Below are 16,855 nucleotides of genomic sequence, written 5' to 3'. Positions count from 1 at the left end.
GCTCGGCGCCACCAGGGACGCGGCCCGGTGCAGGCACGCGCTGCGCGAGTGCGGCCTGGCCATCCCCGCGCGGCGCGGCAGGAGGGAGGGGGTTCTCTCGCCGCGAGAGCGCGAGGTGGCAAGGCTCGTGGCGCTCGGCCGGACGAACAAGGAGATCGCCGAGGTGCTGTTCCTGTCCCGCCGGACGGTCGAGACCCATGTGGCGACGGTCCTGCGCAAGCTCGGCGTGCGCTCGCGCACCGAGGTCGCGGTCCCGGCCGGGGAGCCGGGACCGCGAGGCGGTCACACGGTGACCGACCACCAGTCGAGCACGCCGGTGTCCAGGGAGTAGACGTCGGCGATGTAGAGCACCCACTGGCCGGCCGCCTGTTGCGTCACCGGCACCGAGAAGGTCCTGGTGCCGAAGACGGAGCAGGACGTGCCGCCCGCCGTGCGGATCTGGTGCCAGGTGCCGTTCGGGCCGCGCAACCGGATGTCGAGGTCCTCGATGCACGTGTGGTTGCTCGTGACCGTGACCCGCACCGGCGACTGGGCGCCGCCCGTGGCCGTGGAGGTGACCGGGCTCTGCACGACGCCGAAGTCCCTGATCGGGTAGTCGGTGTCGTTGCGGAAGGTGCGCCCGCCCTGGCCCTGGACGGTCAGGGTGAACACCGCGGTCTTCGTGCCGGTCTCGCCGACGCCGGTGACCGTCACCGGGTACGTGCCCACCGGGGTGGCGGCCGTGGTGGCGATCGTCAGCGTCGAACTGCCGCCCGAGGTGACCGAGGCCGGGTTGAACTGGGCGCTGGCGCCCGTCGGAAGCCCCGCGGCCGACAGGTTGACCGTCTGCGCGGTGCCCGCCGTCGTCTGGGTCGCGACGGTCGTCGTCGCCGACTGACCCGCCTGCACGCCGGCCGAGGCCGGGTTCACGGCCACGGAGAAGTCACGTGAGGACGGGCTGCCCACGGCCAGCCGCCAGATCGCGAAGGCGGCCGCGTCCGAGGCCCGGTCGAGGATGGTGTCGTTGATGTTGGTGCTGTTGTCGCAGGAGGCGTGGTAGCAGGAGTCGTAGGCGCGGCCCGCCGTGCCGCCCCACTTGGCGGCCTGCGCGGCGGTCTTGGTGTAACTGGCGCCCGCCGCGACGCCCGAGGTGGCGATGCCCGCGTTGCGGAAGGAGGCGTCGTCCGAGCGGTTGGCGCCCTCCGTGTTCTCCTCAGGCTGGATGTTCAGCCCGTCGTAGAACGCCTTCAGGTGCGTCGCCGCCGCGGTGTTGATGTTGTTGATGAAGTAGCCGCCGTTGGGCGAGCCCACCATGTCGTAGTTGTGGTAGACGGTGATCCGGCCGCGCTCGGCCGCCGTCAGCGAGGCGATGTAGCCCTCGGAGCCGTTCAGTCCCTGCTCCTCGTCGCTCCACCAGCCGAACCTGACGTGCTTGGCGAGCGCGGGGTTGCGCGCCGCCAGCGTCAGCGCGACCTCCAGGAGCGCGGAGGAGCCTGAGGCGTTGTCGTTGATGCCGGGGCCGCCGCCGACGCCGTCGAGGTGCGCGCCCGCCATGACGACCTGGTTCTCGTCGCCGCCGGGCCAGTCGGCGATCAGGTTCGGGCCGGCGCCGGAGGTGCAGGTCGAACCGCAGGCGACCCTGCGGACCGCGTAGCCCGCCGCGGTCAGCTTCTGCTCCACGTACGCCACGGAGGCCGTGTAGCCGGGGTTGGTGGACCTGCGGTTGCCGCCGTTGGCGGTGGCGATCGACTGGAACTGCGCGATGTGCGCCTTGACGTTCGCCAGGCTCACGTCCGGCGGGTCGGACGGGCCGGGACCGCCGCCGGTAACCGTGAGCTGATAGGAGGCCGTGTGCGTGGCCGTCTGGCCGGTCCCGGTGACCGTGACCGTGTACGTGCCGAGCGGGGTGGCCGAGGTCGTCGCGATCGTCAGCGTGGCGTTCGCGCCCGAGGTCACCGACGGCGAGCTGAACTGCGCGCTCGCGCCGGTCGGCAGGCCCGAGGCCGACAGGGCGACCGTCTGCGCGGCGCCCGCCGTCGTCTGGGTGCCCACCGTGGTGGTGGCCGACTGCCCCTGCGTCACCGACCCGGAACCCGGGCTGGTCGAGATCGAGAAGTCCTGCGAGGCGCCCTCGCAGGTCGGCTCACCGGTCTGCACCGGCACGCTCACCGCGTTCCAGGCCGCCTTCGTGCTCGCGCACTCGGGGCTGCTCGCGCCGTACAGTTCGACCGCCGCCGCCAGCGACGCCGAGCGCACGTTCGCATAGCGCCAGGTGGAGGTCTTCCTGGCCAGCGCGCCCATGAAGATCTTGCCGGCCTTCTGGATGCCGACGCCGGTCACCGAACTCGGCCCGCCGGAGCAGATCGGGCTGTTCGGCTTGCCGCCGCCCGGCGCGTTGCCCTCGGCCAGCAGGTAGAACCAGTGGTTCAGCGGACCGGCCGCCGCGTGCACCTCGGTGCTCGGGATCTGCGTCGACCAGCAGTTCGGGTCGCCGGCGCGCGACGGGTCGTACATGTACCTGATCGGGCCGCTGCCGACCAGGTTCACCTCCTCGCCGACGTCGTAGTCCGCCGGGTCGCTCGGGTGGTTGGCGTAGGCCTCGGTGAGCGCGCCGAAGATGTCGCCCGCGGCCTCGTTCAGCCCGCCGTTCTCGTTTCCGGAACCGGCGCCGCCCGGGGTCGTCTGGAAGATGGCGTGCCCGTACTCGTGGCCGACGACGTCGATCGGGGTGACCTGGCGCTGGCCGTCCTGCGAACGGCCGAAACTCGTGTAGCTGCCGTTCCAGAAGGCGTTGACCTGGGCCAGGCCCACACGTGCGGGGAAGGCGCGGCCCTGGCCGTCGATGCCGTTGCGGCCGAGCCAGTCGCGCAGCATGTTCCACTCGCTCTGCGCGCCGTACAGTGTGTCCACGCAGGCGGACTCGAGGTCGGTGCCCGCGTTGTTGCCCCAGGTGTCGTCGGGGCCGGTGTAGGGCTGGCCGTTCTGCCCGCCGCACTGCAGACCGGGCCGGGTCGTGTCGACCATCCGGTACGTCCCGGTCGCCTGGCTGGTGTCGATCGTGACGCTCGGGTAGTAGTAGCCGTTGCCGGTGCCCGCGCGCACCTCGTCGTAGGAGTCGGCCACGCGGCCGGTACGGGCGTCCACGAAGACGTGCTGCTTGCTGGGCTTGCCGTCGGCGACGCCCTCGACGACCGTCTCCCAGGCGAGCTTCGGCCGCGCGCCCCAGGCCAGGACGACCAGGCGTGGGGCCTCGCTGGTCTCCACCCGCTGCAGGCGCTTCCTGGACGTCTCGGCGGCGCGCTCGGCGCTCACACTCGGCTGGACGGCCAGCCCGCTCGGACCGGGCCCCGAGGCCGCGGTGGTGTCGCGCACCCGCCCGGCCGAGTCGGTGACGACGACCGCGTCGCCGCCGACGACCGGCAGGCCCTTGAAGGTGCGCTCGTAGGAGACGTAGAACATGCCACTGGCGCCGGGCGTCACCTCCCGGCGCCAGTACGTCTCCTCTGGGCTCCTGCGTAACTCGTCGAGCCCGCTGGCGACGGCCCGGTCGGCCGCGCTCGCCGCGAGGCTCCGGGGGTCTGCGGTCAGGCTCTGCTGGGGGTCGACGACGCCGGGTGGCTTCGCCGCTGCGGCCGGATTGATCACCAGAGCTGCCGTGGTGGCCAGCCCGGCGACTGCCGCGAGGACGGATCTGCGTCTCACTCGCCGGTCCTTTCAGGCAGCCTTCCCGACCGGGGTGTCCGGCCGGAAGGCGGGGGTGTGGCGGGCTCGACAGTAGATCCGTCTATTTCAGGTAAACATCCGTAGACCCATCGGTATATCTACGGAAATGCCACCAAAACGCCGTACGCGCGGCTGCGGCGGCGGTGGGTGCGACGTCAGGTGGTCAGCTCGCGAGAGGGCGGCGGGGGCAGCCGGATCACCGGACACCCCGGGGTGCCGTCGTTCGTGGGATCGGGGAGTGGCCGACGCCGTGAGCGGGGGTGACCCTGCACCTTGGGCGGGGGTGATCCGACGCCTCGGGCGGAGGTGTCCGGCGCCCTGGACGGGGGCAACAGGGCGGCGTCGCGGTGGGGAGGTGTCAGAGGAATGGCGCCCGGAGAGGCCCGTCAGCCGGGACGGCGGGCGGGGGTGGAGTGGCTGCGCCGTAACGGATGGGTGGGGTGGGCCGAAACGGCCGGAAAGCTGCCCCGTCGCGGCCGCGTGGGACGGTCGATCAGGGCTCGCGCACGGCGTCGCGGACGTCGGCGAGACCGCCCGACGGGTCGGCTTCCGGCATCGCGGACAGGATGGCCCGCGTCCGGGCGGCGACGAGGTCGGCCCCGGCGCGGTCGGTGAGCACGTACAGGCGGTTGTCCCTGATCGCCTCGACCACGAGGTCGCCGACGGTGTCGGCGGGGATGCCGAAGTTCGCCACGGCGGCGTCGATCTTGGGCATGAGCTGGTCGATCTTGCCCTGGGCCCGCCTGAGTTCGGGGCCGCCGCTCTGGGTCGCGACCAGGGTCCGGGAGGATTTGGCGATGTTCGTGGCGACGCCGCCGGGGCACAGCGCCGTGACCCCGATCGGGTGCCCCGCACTCTCAAGCTGGTGGCGCAACGACTCCGACAGACCCACGACCGCGAACTTCGACGAGGTGTACATCGGGCCGACGCCCGCCCCGATCAGCCCGGCGGCTGATGCGGTGTTGACGATGTGCGCTGACCCGCCACGGCCGAGCATCCGGGGCAGGAAGGTCTGGATGCCGTTGACGACGCCGCCGAGGTTGATGTCGAGGGCGAGGTCCCACAGCTCGTAGGTCATGTCCGCGGGCCGCTCGGGAAACGCCAGCCCGGCGTTGTTGCACAGGACGGTGACCGGGCCGAGCCGCCCCTCAGCCTCGTCCGCCACCTGCGCGTAGGCCGCGCGGTCGCGCACGTCGAGGTGGAAGGCGGCCACTTCGGTCTGTTCGCCCAGTTCGGCGGCGGCTTGGGCGAGGGCAGTGCCGTCGATGTCGGTGATGGCGAGCCTGCTGCCGTGACCCGCCAGCGCGCGGGCGATGCCGAGGCCGATGCCCTGGGCGGCTCCGGTGATGAACGCGGTGGTGCCGATGAGATCCATACCGGCACCCTAACACCAACTTAGAGACTCTCTAAGTTTGGATGTTCTATAAGATCGATGCATGGGATTGCGAGAGCAGCGGAAACTGCGGACCCGCCGGACGCTGATGGAGGTGGCGCTGCGACTGTTCGAGGAGCGGGGGTACGAGGCCACCACGGTCGCGGAGATCTCGGCGGCGGCGGAGGTGTCACCCGCGACCTTCTTCAACTACTTCCCGAGCAAGGAAGAAGTGATCTTCGCCGACCGGCCGGTCCAGAGCGAACTGCCGGGCCGCCTCCTGGGCGAGCGCCGTCCCGGCGAGACTCCGGCCCAGGCTCTGCGGCGGGCGCTGCACGAGGCGCTGGACCTGCCCTGGTGGACCGTGGATCCCGAGGCGCGCGACCTCGTGCTGGCCCGGGTCCGCGTCATCGCCTCCGTTCCCGCACTGCGCGCCCGCGCGCTGCTGGAGGTCGCCGACCTTCAGCAGCGCTGGAGCACCGAACTGGTGGCGGTGTTCGAGGGGCGACTGGACGACTTCGAGGCCGACGTCCTCACCGGTGCCGCGATCGGCGCGATCCTCGCCGTGACCGGCCGCGCCCTCCGCGACGCCGCGCCGGACCGCTCACTGGCCGAACTGGTACGCCAGGCCGTCACCGCCGCCTTGGACGCACCGCCGGGCGGCGCACGGAATCCAGCCACCCGTGGGGCCGAGTGAGCACCGGAACCCCGGCCGAGAGTGAGGGGAGCGCGGTCAGCCGCCCAGGCAGGCGGGGCCGAGGAGTTGCTTCAGGTCGCCCATCAGCGCCGGCGACGGGGTCACGCGCAGCCGGTCCTCCACCCGCAGCACCGTCGTCTTGGGCCCGTTGTGCACCTGCAGATGCACCTCCGACGTGCCCGGATGCGTCGTCAGGATCTCCTTCAGCCGCGACACCACCGGCGGAGTGCACCGCCCCAGCGGCAGGCTCACCGTCAGCGGGCCGCCCGCCTCCACGGTCAGGTCGGGCGCCGTCACCTCCATGGCGATGATCTTGGCGACGTCCTCGCGCTTGTCGATGCGCCCCTTGACGAAGACGATCGCGTCCTCGGCCAGGATCGTCGAGCACAACTGGTACGCCGAAGGGAAGATCATCACCTCGGTGGCGCCCTCAAGGTCCTCAAGCTGGGTGAGCACCCACGTGTCGCCCTTCTTGGTGACCTTGCGCTGCACCCCGGTCAGGATGCCGCCCACCGTGATGATCTGCCCGTCGGGCCGCGACTCGTCCTGCAGCGCCGCCACCGAGCAGTCGGCCCCGGCCGACAGGATGTGCTCGACGCCGAACAGCGGATGGTCGGAGACGTACAGGCCGAGCATCTCCCGTTCGAACTGCAGCAGCGTGTTCTTGTCCCACTCCCCCGCCGGAATCTGCACGTCGAAGGTCTGGTCCTCGCCGCCGTCGATCGCCCCGAACAGGGAATCCTGGCCGATGGCCTCGTTCTTCTTGATGTCGATGATCGCGTCGACGGCCTGCTCGTGCACCATGACCAGGCCCTTGCGGACGTGGCCGTACGCGTCGAAGGCCCCGGCCTTGATCAGCGACTCGATCACGCGCTTGTTGCAGACGAGGGCGGGCACCTTGCGCAGGAAGTCCTTGAAGTCGCCGAAGCGGCCCTTTTCCTTGCGCGCGTTGATGATGCCGTCGACGACGTTGCCGCCGACGTTGCGGATCGCCGACAGGCCGAAACGGATGTCGGTGCCGCGCGGGGTGAAGTCGAAGTCGGAGTCGTTGACGTCCGGAGGGAAGACCTTGATGCCCATGCGGCGGCACTCGTTGAGGTAGAGCGCCGACTTGTCCTTGTCGTCCTTGACGGAGGTGAGCAGGGCGGCCATGTACGCGGCCGGGTAGTTGGCCTTGAGGTAGGCGGTCCAGTAGGAGACCAGGCCGTAGCCCGCGGTGTGGGCCTTGTTGAAGGCGTAGTCGGAGAACGGCAGCAGGATGTCCCACAGCGCCTTGATGGCGGCGGCGGAGTAGCCGTTGTCCTTCATGCCCCTTTCGAAGAACTCGTACTGCTTGTCCAGCTCGGACTTCTTCTTCTTGCCCATCGCGCGGCGCAGCAGGTCGGCGCCACCGAGCGAGTAGCCCGCGACCTTCTGCGCGATGGCCATGACCTGCTCCTGATAGACGATCAGGCCGTGGGTCGTGTCGAGGATCTCCCTGAGGGGCTCCTCCAGCTCGGGGTGGATCGGGACGATCTCCTGCTGGCCGTTCTTGCGCAGCGCGTAGTTGGTGTGGGAGTTGGCGCCCATCGGGCCCGGCCGGTAGAGGGCGAGGGCCGCGGAGATGTCCTCGAAGTTGTCGGGCCGCATCAGGCGCAGCAGGGTGCGCATGCCGCCGCCGTCGAGCTGGAAGATGCCGAGGGTGTCGCCCCTGGCCAGCAGCTCGTAGGTCTTGGAGTCGTCGAGCGGCAGGTCGAGCAGCTCGATCTGGTGCCCGTTGTCCGCCTCGATGTACTTGAGGCAGTCGTCGATGATGGTGAGGTTGCGCAGGCCCAGGAAGTCCATCTTCAGCAGGCCGAGCGTCTCGCAGGTCGGGTAGTCGAACTGCGTGATGATCGCGCCGTCGGAGTCGCGGCGCATGATCGGGATGTAGTCGGTGAGCACCTCGGAGGACATGATGACGCCCGCCGCGTGCACGCCGGTCTGCCTGATCAGGCCCTCCAGGCCGCGACCGAGGTCGATCGTGGCCTTGACGTCCACGTCCTCGTCGTAGAGCCTGCGCAGCTCGCCCGCCTCGGCGTAGCGCTGGTGGTCCTTGTCGAAGATGCCGGACAGCGGGATGTCCTTGCCCATGACGGCGGGCGGGAACGCCTTGGAGACGCGGTCGCCCAGCGCGTACGGGTAGCCGAGGACGCGCCCGGCGTCCTTGACGGCGGCCTTCGCCTTGATGGTGCCGAAGGTGGCGATCATGGCGACCTTGTCGGCGCCCCACTTCTCGGTCACGTAGCGGATCACGTCGGCGCGCCTGCGCTCGTCGAAGTCGATGTCGACGTCGGGCATGGACACGCGTTCCGGGTTGAGGAAGCGCTCGAAGATCAGCCCGTGGGGGATCGGGTCGAGGTCGGTGATGCCGAGCGCGTAGGCCACCAGCGACCCGGCCGCCGAGCCTCGGCCGGGGCCGACGCGGATGCCGTTGTTCTTGGCCCACATGATGAAGTCGGCGACCACGAGGAAGTAGCTCGGGAAGCCCATCTGGATGATGACGCCGAGTTCGTTCTCGGCCCAGGTGCGGTGCTCCTCGTCGACCCCGCCGGGGAAGCGGCGCTCCAGGCCCTTCCACACCTCCTGGCGGAAGTAGCCCTCCTCCGACATCCCGTCGGGGATGGGGAAGGTCGGCATGAGGTTCTTGTGCTCGAAGAACCCGCTGGGGTCGACCTTCTCCGCCACCAGCAGCGTGTTGCGGCAGCCCTCGGCCCACAGGTCGGAGGAGTCGACGGCGCGCATCTCGTCGGCGGTCTTGATGTAGTAGCCGGAGCCGTCGAAGCGGAAGCGGTCGGGGTCGGACAGCTGCTTGCCCGTCTGGATGCACAGCAGGGCGTCGTGGGAGGCGGAGTCGGCCTCGTAGGTGTAGTGGGAGTCGTTGGTGACCAGCGGCGGGATGTCGAGCTCCCGGCTGATCCTGGTGAGCCCGTCGCGGACGCGGCGCTCGATGTCGAGGCCGTGGTCCATGATCTCCAGGAAGTAGTTCTCCTTGCCGAAGATCTCCTGGTATTTCGCCGCCGCCCTGACGGCCTCGTCGTACTGCCCGAGCCGCAGCCTGGTCTGGACCTCGCCGGACGGGCAGCCGGTGGTGGCCATGAGGCCGCCCGAGTGCTCGGCGAGGATCTCGGCGTCCATGCGGGCCCACTTGCGGTGGAAGCCCTCGGTGTAGGCGCGCGAGGACAGCCGCATGAGGTTGTGCAGGCCGTGCTTGTCGCGCGCCCAGATCGTCATGTGGGTGTAGTAGCCGCCCGCGGAGACGTCGTCCTTCTTCTGGTGGGGCTCGCCCCACAGGACGGGCTTCTTGTTCTGCCGCATCTCGGGCGCGACGTAGGCCTCGATGCCGATGACGGGCTTGACGCCCGCGGCGGTCGCCTGCCGGTAGAAGTCGTAGGCGCCGTGCATGTTGCCGTGGTCGGTGATGGCGATCGCGGGCATGCCCAGCTCGCCGACCTGTTTGAACATCTGCTTGAGCCGCGCGGCCCCGTCGAGCATGGAGTATTCGGTGTGCACGTGCAGATGGACGAACGAGTCGCTGGACGACATGGAGCGGCGCCTCCCGGACGGACGTGGTGTGCGCGTCCGACTCTAGTGTGCCGGGCCGACAGTTCGGCGCGGCCTCGCGACACCCGCCAAATCAGCGAGTCTCCCCACCGGCGCGGATATCGTCACGACTACCCACGGTGACGGGATGACGACGGGAGATCACGTGGCGCAGACGGACGAAGGCTACACGCACGCGCTGGGCAACCGGCAGGTGCAGATGATCGCGATCGGCGGCGCGATCGGCGTCGGGCTGTTCCTGGGGGCGGGCGGGCGGCTGGAGGCGGCGGGCCCGGCGCTGGTGCTGTCGTACGCGGCGGCGGGCATCGCGGCCTTCTTCGTCATGCGGGCGCTGGGCGAGCTGGTGCTGTACCGGCCGACGTCCGGCTCCTTCGTCGAGTACGCGGGCGAGTTCGTGGGCCCGTGGGCCGCCTTCACCAGCGGCTGGATGTACTGGATCAACTGGGCGTTCACCGGCATCGCCGAGCTGACCGCGATCGCGACGTACGTGCACCGCTGGGCGCCGCAGTTCCCGACCTGGATCACCGCGCTGCTGGCGCTCGGCTGCGTACTGGTGGTCAACCTGCTGTCGGTACGGCTGTTCGGCGAGCTCGAGTTCTGGTTCGCGATGCTGAAGGTGCTGGCGATCTGCGCCTTCCTGGTGGTGGGCCTGGGCGCGGTGCTGTTCACGGTCGGCGAGGCCACCCCGGCCAATCTGGTCGCCCACGGCGGGTTCTTCCCCAACGGCTTCGGCGTCGTGCTCATGAGCCTGCAGGCCGTGGTCTTCGCCTACTCCTCGATCGAACTGGTCGGCATCACGGCCGGCGAGACGGCGGACCCGCGCGGGGTGATGCCGAAGGCGATCAACGGCGTCGTGTGGCGCATCGGGCTCTTCTACGTCGGCTCGGTGCTCCTGCTGGGGATGGTGCTGCCCTGGACGGCCTACAGCGCGGGCACCTCGCCCTTCGTCACGTTCTTCGCCGGGATCGGGGTGCCGTGGGCGGGCGACGCCATGAACCTCATCGTGATCACGGCGGCGATGTCGTCGTGCAACTCCGGCCTGTACTCCACGGGCCGGATCCTGCGCTCGATGGCGCTGAAGGGCGAGGCGCCCCGGTTCACCGCGGAGCTGAGCCCGCGCCACGTGCCGATCGGCGGCATCCTGATGACCGCGACCGTGTTCCTGGCGGGGGTGGCGTTGTTCTACTTCGTGCCCGAGCGGGCCTTCAACATCGCCACGGCGGTCGCGTCACTGGGGGTGATCACCACGTGGGGCACGCTGGTGTTCTGCCAGTTGCGGCTGCGCGAGCAGGGGCACGTGTCCACGTTCCGCATGCCGGGCTCGCCGTACACGAACTGGCTGACGCTGGGCTTCCTGGCGCTGATCGTGGTGCTGATGCCCTTCGCCGACGAGGACCAGCGCATCGCCTTCTTCCTGATCCCGGTCCTCGCGGCGGGGATCGCGATCGGGTGGCGGATCACGTCGCGGCGCCGCGACCGGGCCACTCAATCGGAAAAATAACGCTAAAACCCCAAACCATCTTTTAGTTCCACGAGTCACACGAAGGTGGTCCGAAGTTACCCAGCGGCCCGCGTGGCAACACGCGGGCCGTCGAGCCGTGTCGGGACTCCCGGCCCTGGCCCCCACCTGCCGGAGTGCCGCTGTCGCAGGACGGAGTGGCCTTCCCGCAAGTCGCCGTTGATCCCTCGCTATGGGAGTATTTCTTGGCCTAGAGGAGGATTTGAGGCCGTTGACGTCGGATCGTAAGCAGGGCGGTCGCCGCATCGCCGGCCGCTACCACCTGCAGGAGCCCATCGGCAGGGGTGGGATGGGGATCGTCTGGCGCGCCCACGACGAGCTCCTCGACCGCACGGTCGCGGTCAAGGAGGTCCGTTACGCGGCCGCGCTGGGCGACGAGGTCCAGCTCCTGAACCGGCGCACCATGCGCGAGGCGCGGGCGGCGGCACGCTTCGAGCACCCCAACGTGATCGTCGTGCACGACGTGATCGAGGAGGACGACCGGCCCTGGATCGTCATGCAGCTGGTCCAGTCGCGCTCGCTCGGCGCCGTGATCAAGCAGGACGGCCCGCTGCGGCACGCCCGCGTGGCCGAGATCGGCCTGGCCGTCCTCGACGCCCTGCACCGCGCCCACGAGTCCGGGGTCCTGCACCGCGACGTCAAGCCGGAGAACGTGCTGCTGGCCGACGACGGCCGCGTGGTGCTGACCGACTTCGGCATCGCCACCCTGGAGACCGAGACCCAGCTCACCATGACGGGCCTGGCGGGCACCCCGGCGTTCATCGCCCCGGAGCGGCTGAAGGGCCTGCCCGCCCGCCGCGAGTCCGACCTGTGGGCCCTCGGCGCGACGCTGTACACGGCTGTGGAGGGCCGTTCGCCGCACGAGCGGGGCATGGCGCTGGCGACCATGCACGCCGTCCTCACCGACGAACCCGACCCCATGCGCAACGGCGGGCCGCTGACGCCGGTGATCGAGGGGCTGCTGGTCAAGGAGCCGGTGCAGCGCCTGACGTACGAGGAGACCGCCCGGCTGCTGCGCAGGGTCGTCGTCCTTGCCGAGCCGGAGACGCCGGCCGCGACCGTCGCCGTCCTCAAACCGCCCGTCCTGCCTGCCGGCCGTCCCTCTGCCCCGCCCCTCGCGCGGCCCCGCCCGCAGCAGCCCGCACCGCTCCCGCCCGTCGAGGACGACACCCCGACCGATCCGAGCCTGCGCCCGCTCTCGCCGCTGCCGCAGACCGGCGTGAAGATCCCCGTACCGGAGGCGACGCCGGAACCGGCGCCCAGAACGGCGTTCCAGGCGCCGCCGCGCACCCGGGTGCAGCCCTCGGTGCAGTCCTGGCCCGACCCGCCGCCGCCCGCGCGGCCCGTGACCGGCGACCTGCCCGCCGTGGCGGACGAGCGGGACGGCGACCCGGGCGACCTGTCCGGCATGTTCGGCGGTGGCGCCGACACCGGCGATCCGACCATGCGCTCGCGCGGCGGCGAGCGGAAGATCTGGCCGATCGTCGCGGTCGCCTCCGCCGTGATCCTCGTCGGCGGCATCGGCGGCTGGCTGGGCCTGACCTCCGCGCCCGACGACCAGGACATGTACGTGAGTCCCGACACGACGGCGGAGCCGGACGGCAGACCGCCCGCACCGAAGGCGACCGAGAACGACGAACCGGCGGAACCGGACCCCGAACCGTCCACGCCGCCCGCGGAGCCGAAGCCCACCCCGTCGGACAGCGACCCCAAGGTGCCTGCGGGCTGGAAGCTGTACAAGGACAAGTCGGGCTTCTCTCTCGCCCTGCCCAAGGGCTGGGACGAGTTCAAGCGCGAGGGCAGGCAGATCTTCTTCCGGGGACCCGGCGCCGGGTCCAACGCCTTCGTCTCCATCGACCAGATCGACAAGGCCGGGCCCGACCCGGTCAAGGACTGGAAGCAGCAGGAGAAGAGCGCGAAGTACGGCTACGGCGGCTACAAGAAGATCCACATCAAGGCCGTGGACTACATGGAGGCCGCCGCCGACTGGGAGTTCACCTGGAACACCAACACCGGTAAGACCAGGGTGCGCAACAGGGGCTTCGTCACCAAGGGCGGCATGGGCTACTCCATCTACTGGCACAACCTGGCCAGCAGGTGGAAGAAGGACCTCCACTTCTTCGACACCTTCGCCGCCACCTTCGTGCCCAAGAAGTAAGTTCGACCAACCGTCGGGTATTTTCGCAGAGTATGAGGGAGAAGGTCAGCTTCTGGCGGCACCCGGCGGTGCCCGAGGTGGACCTGCTCAAGGCCCGCTACGTCACCCACCGGTTCACCCGGCACACGCACGCCGAGTACGCGATCGGCCTGGTCGTCGAGGGCGTCGAGGAGTTCCACAACCGGGGCGCCCTGCATCGGGCGGGCGCCGGCGAGATCGTGCTGGTCAACGCCGACACGGTGCACACCGGGCACGCGGGCGTGCCGTCGGGATGGGCCTACCGCATGCTCTACCCGACGGGCGAGGCGCTGGCGGCGGTCGCGGCCGAGCTGGCGCTGCCGTACGGGATGCCGTTCTTCCCCGAGCAGGTGGTGCGCGACCCGGCGCTCGCGCGGCTGCTGGCGCGCACCCACCTGGCCGCCGAGCGCGGCGACGACCTGACCGCCTCGACGCTGATGCGGACCTTCTTCGCGCGGCTGCTGACCCGCCACGCCAGCCGGTCCTTCGGCGCCGTACCCGTCGCCGACCAGGGCGAGCACGCCGTCGAGCAGGCGCTGGAGGTGTTGCGGGAGCGGCTGGTGGACCCGCCGTCCCTTGAGGAACTCGCCGAGACCGTCGGGGCGCGGCCGTTCCCGCTGCTGCGGGCCATCAAGGCGCGCACGGGGCTGCCGCCGCACGCGTGGCTGACCTCGCTGCGCGTCAGGCGGGCGCGCACCCTCCTGGACTCCGGACGGCCGCCCGCCCTGGTGGCCGCCGAACTGGGCTTCACCGACCAGTCCCACCTGAACCGGCACTTCAAGCGCATCGTGGGTGTGCCGCCCGCCGCCTACCAGCGGGCCGCAGGAACGTACAAGACCGGCGAAGGCGCCTGACCCTACCGTTCCATCCCATGCGACAGACAACTCCCCGTTCCTCCGCTGTCCGGGACGGGCTGGGCGTCGGCCTCGCGGTCGGCCTATCCGGGGTGGCCTTCGGCGCCGCCGCCGTCACCGCCGGGCTGGACGTGGCCCAGGCGTGCGTCCTGAGCCTGCTGGCCTTCACCGGGGCCTCCCAGTTCGCGCTCGCGGGCGCCGTCGGCGCGGGTGGCGACCTGCTCGCGGCCACGGCGGGCGCGCTGCTGCTCGGCGCCCGCAACACCCTGTACGGCCTGCGCCTGGCCGACCTATTGGACACGCGCGGCCCTCGCCGCCTGGCCGCCGCCCACGGCGTCATCGACGAGACCACGGCGGTCGCCCTCGCCCAGCCGACCCGAGACGGCGCCCGCACCGGCTTCACCACGACGTTCCTCACCCTGTACGTGACCTGGAACCTCACCACGCTCGCCGGCGCGCTCGGCACCTCCTCGCTCGGCGACCCCGGCATGCTCGGCCTGGACGTCGTCGGCCCGGCCACGTTCCTCGCGATCCTGTGGCCGCGCCTGCGCGAGCAGCCCAGGTTGCGGACCGTCGCGCTCACCGGCATGGCCATCGCGCTGGCCGCCACCCCGTTCCTGCCGCCGGGCGTGCCCGTGCTGCTGTCGGCCGCCGCCGTCCTGGTGGTGATGATGCGATGACGCTGTGGTGGGCCATCGCCGCCCTGTGCGCGGGCTGCTACGCGCTCAAGCTCGCGGGACTGGCCGCCCCGCGCCGGGTGCTCGACCACCCGGTGGTGCACCGGTTCGCCGAACTCGTCCCGGTCGCGCTGCTGGCCGCGCTGATCGCGGTGCAGATGTTCACGACGCAGGGGCGCCTCGACATCGACCTCCCCCGTACGGCCGGGCTCGCCGCCGCCGTGGCCGCGCTGCTGCTGCGGGCCCCGTTCCTCGCCGTGCTGGCCTCGGCCGCCGCGGTGACGGCCGTCCTGCGGCTGCTCACGGGCTGAGGCCGCGGGCGCGGCGACCATGGGGTGAAGCTCGCACCCGCCCGCCGTGCGCGCGGGGTCAGGACTCCGCGCGCACGAGGTCGAGGGCCTTCTGCAGGTCGTCCGGGTAGTTCGTGGAGAACGACGTCCACTCGCCCGTGGCCGGGTGCTCGAAGGCCAGCGACACCGCGTGCAGCCACTGCCGGGTGACGCCCAGGCGGGCGGCCAGCGTGGGGTCGGCGCCGTACATGAGGTCGCCGACGCAGGGGTGGCGCAGCGCGGCCATGTGCACCCGGATCTGGTGGGTGCGGCCGGTCTCCAGCTTGATGTCGAGCAGGCTGGCCGCCCTGAACGCCTCGACGGTGTCGTAGTGGGTGACCGACTCCTTGCCGCCCGCGACCACGGCCCAGCGGCCGTCGCCGGCCGGGTGCCGGTCGATGGGCGCGTCGACGGTGCCCCTGAACGGATCGGGATGCCCCTGCACGAGCGCGTTGTAGCGCTTGTCCACCGTGCGCTCCTTGAAGGCGCGCTTGAGGTGGGAGTAGGCGTGCTCGCTCTTGGCGACGACCATCGCGCCGGTGGTGTTGGCGTCGAGGCGGTGCACGATGCCCTGCCGTTCGGCCGCGCCGCTGGTGGCGATGGTGTGGCCGGCGCCGAGCAGGCCGCCGATCACGGTGGGGCCGCTCCAGCCGACGGTCGGGTGGGCGGCGACGCCGATCGGCTTGTCGACCACCACGATGTCGTCGTCCTCGTAGACGATCGTCATGCCGGGCACCGGCTCGGCCACCGGCATCGGCGCGGCGACCGGCGGCGGCAGCGTGACCTCCAGCCAGGCGCCCGCGTGGACACGCTCGGACTTGGCCGCCTCCTTGCCGTCGACCAGCACGTCCCCGGCGCCGATGAGCTCGGCGGCGCGGGTGCGCGACAGGCCGAACAGGCGCGACAGCGCCGCGTCCAGCCGTTCGCCCTCCAGGCCGTCGGGAACGGGAAGGGTGCGCGTCTCGCTCACTTCTTGGCCGCCTCTCTGGTCCCGTCGATGTTCAGGCCGCGCCAGGACAGGATGACCGCGAGGATGCCGCCGCAGACGATCGAGGAGTCGGCGATGTTGAAGACGGGGAAGTAGTCGATCAGGGGGAAGTTGCCCGGCAGGACCTCGATGAAGTCGACCACGTGCCCCTGGAACTGGGTGGAGCGGCCGAAACCGGAGGGCCAGCGCAGCAGCCGGTCGGTGAGGTTGCCGAGTGCGCCGCCGAGCATCATGCCGAGCGTGATCGCCCAGGGCAGGCTGTTCAGCTTGCGGGCCGTACGGATGATGACGACCACCACGGCCGCGGCGATGATCGTGAAGACGAACGTCATCCCGGTGCCGATGCTGAAGGCCGCGCCCGAGTTGAAGATCAGCCGGAACTGCAGCACACCGGGGATCACCACGTGGACGGGCTCGTGCTCCAGCGTCCGCAGCGCGATGGTCTTGGTGACCAGATCGGCGGCGTAGATGACGAGGGCGAGCCCGCCCAGCAGCAGCGGGAGCCTGCGCCCTACCTGCGTTCCTCCCGCTGCTTGCAGGTCACGCACAGCGTCGCCCTCGGGAACGCCTGAAGGCGTTCCTTCCCGATCGGCTTCTGGCACGATTCGCACACTCCGTAGGTCCCTGCGTCGATCCGGGCGATCGCCCGCTCGTTCTGCGCGACCAGGTCACGCGCATTCAGGGTAAGGGCGATCTCGCGTTCGCGCTCATACGTCTTGGCCCCGGCGTCCGCCTGGTCGTCGCCCGCGCCCTGGGTGACGTCGCCCGAGGCGATCTCCATCTCGTGGCGGAGGATGTCGGCGTTGAGGGAGTCGATCTCCGTCTGGAGGGTCTCGCGGACCTCGGCCAGCTCCTTCTCCGACCACATCGCCGGCGTTGCGGTCTGCGTGACTGCCGCCATGGCTGCCTCCCAGCTGATCAAGGTGTTGAACGGTGCGGGCAGCTTAGGTGCCCGATAA

Annotated in this window: 13 protein-coding genes; 7 read left to right on the top strand and 6 right to left on the bottom strand. The window is 70.7% G+C overall.

Translation table 11 applies throughout. The features are described from left to right. Positions 1-331: response regulator transcription factor (locus ABD120_RS27440; RefSeq protein WP_343952995.1), on the top strand; the 331-nt coding region annotated here is incomplete at its 5' end. On the opposite strand, the gene ABD120_RS27435 is transcribed toward ABD120_RS27440, so the two are convergent. Both ABD120_RS27435 and ABD120_RS27430 read right to left on the bottom strand, forming a co-directional pair. Next, on the bottom strand, positions 283-3,681 hold the full coding sequence (locus ABD120_RS27435; protein WP_343952993.1) for a M28 family peptidase: 3,399 nt from the start codon (positions 3,679-3,681) through the stop codon (positions 283-285). The two genes, ABD120_RS27440 and ABD120_RS27435, sit on opposite strands and share 49 nt — an antisense overlap. Before the next feature lie 514 nt (positions 3,682-4,195). Continuing rightward, the gene (locus ABD120_RS27430; protein WP_343952992.1) at positions 4,196-5,077 is read right to left on the bottom strand and encodes an SDR family NAD(P)-dependent oxidoreductase; all 882 of its coding nucleotides are present in this window, start codon (positions 5,075-5,077) and stop codon (positions 4,196-4,198) included. Positions 5,078-5,138: 61 nt separating this feature from the next. On the opposite strand from ABD120_RS27430, the gene ABD120_RS27425 reads away from it, so the two are divergent. Continuing rightward, a complete protein-coding gene (locus tag ABD120_RS27425) occupies positions 5,139-5,771 on the top strand; it encodes a TetR family transcriptional regulator (RefSeq protein ID WP_343952991.1) in 633 nt (210 codons plus the stop codon). Between the two features lie 36 nt (positions 5,772-5,807). Here the strand turns inward: ABD120_RS27425 and dnaE are convergent, their stop codons facing one another. Then, positions 5,808-9,335 (bottom strand): DNA polymerase III subunit alpha, encoded by a 3,528-nt coding sequence (gene dnaE / locus ABD120_RS27420; protein ID WP_343952990.1) that lies wholly within the window; start codon positions 9,333-9,335, stop codon positions 5,808-5,810. A 145-nt stretch (positions 9,336-9,480) separates the two neighbouring features. Between dnaE and ABD120_RS27415 the strand changes: the two genes are divergently transcribed. From ABD120_RS27415 to ABD120_RS27395, 5 genes are all read left to right on the top strand, one after another. Next, on the top strand, positions 9,481-10,854 hold the full coding sequence (locus tag ABD120_RS27415) for an amino acid permease (RefSeq protein WP_343952989.1): 1,374 nt from the start codon (positions 9,481-9,483) through the stop codon (positions 10,852-10,854). A gap of 229 nt (positions 10,855-11,083) precedes the next feature. After that, positions 11,084-13,030: a serine/threonine-protein kinase gene (locus tag ABD120_RS27410; RefSeq protein ID WP_343952988.1), complete on the top strand. Its 1,947-nt coding sequence runs from the start codon at positions 11,084-11,086 to the stop codon at positions 13,028-13,030. Between the two features lie 32 nt (positions 13,031-13,062). Beyond that, a complete protein-coding gene (locus ABD120_RS27405; protein WP_343952987.1) occupies positions 13,063-13,902 on the top strand; it encodes an AraC family transcriptional regulator in 840 nt (279 codons plus the stop codon). A 17-nt stretch (positions 13,903-13,919) separates the two neighbouring features. Next, entirely contained in the window at positions 13,920-14,582 is a 663-nt protein-coding gene (locus tag ABD120_RS27400; RefSeq protein ID WP_343952986.1) for an AzlC family ABC transporter permease, read from the top strand. Further along, complete coding sequence (locus ABD120_RS27395) at positions 14,579-14,890, top strand: AzlD domain-containing protein (RefSeq protein WP_343952985.1); 312 nt, start codon at positions 14,579-14,581, stop codon at positions 14,888-14,890. Before ABD120_RS27400 ends, ABD120_RS27395 begins: the two co-directional genes overlap by 4 nt. 58 nt (positions 14,891-14,948) lie before the next feature. Here ABD120_RS27395 and ABD120_RS27390 read toward each other — a convergent pair whose 3' ends face one another. The 3 genes from ABD120_RS27390 to ABD120_RS27380 are packed head-to-tail and all read right to left on the bottom strand — an operon-like array spanning position 14,949 to position 16,797. Beyond that, on the bottom strand, positions 14,949-15,878 hold the full coding sequence (locus ABD120_RS27390; protein ID WP_343952983.1) for an RluA family pseudouridine synthase: 930 nt from the start codon (positions 15,876-15,878) through the stop codon (positions 14,949-14,951). Continuing rightward, a complete protein-coding gene (gene lspA, locus ABD120_RS27385) occupies positions 15,875-16,444 on the bottom strand; it encodes a signal peptidase II (RefSeq protein WP_343952981.1) in 570 nt (189 codons plus the stop codon). The genes ABD120_RS27390 and lspA overlap by 4 nt, the downstream gene beginning before the upstream one ends. Beyond that, complete coding sequence (locus ABD120_RS27380) at positions 16,408-16,797, bottom strand: TraR/DksA family transcriptional regulator (RefSeq protein ID WP_343952979.1); 390 nt, start codon at positions 16,795-16,797, stop codon at positions 16,408-16,410. The genes lspA and ABD120_RS27380 overlap by 37 nt, the downstream gene beginning before the upstream one ends. Between the last annotated feature and the right edge of the window lie 58 nt (positions 16,798-16,855).

This window comes from Nonomuraea longicatena, from assembly GCF_039525605.1.
Taxonomy (GTDB): Bacteria; Actinomycetota; Actinomycetes; order Streptosporangiales; family Streptosporangiaceae; genus Nonomuraea; species Nonomuraea longicatena.
This window is presented reverse-complemented; position numbering and strand designations above follow the sequence as displayed.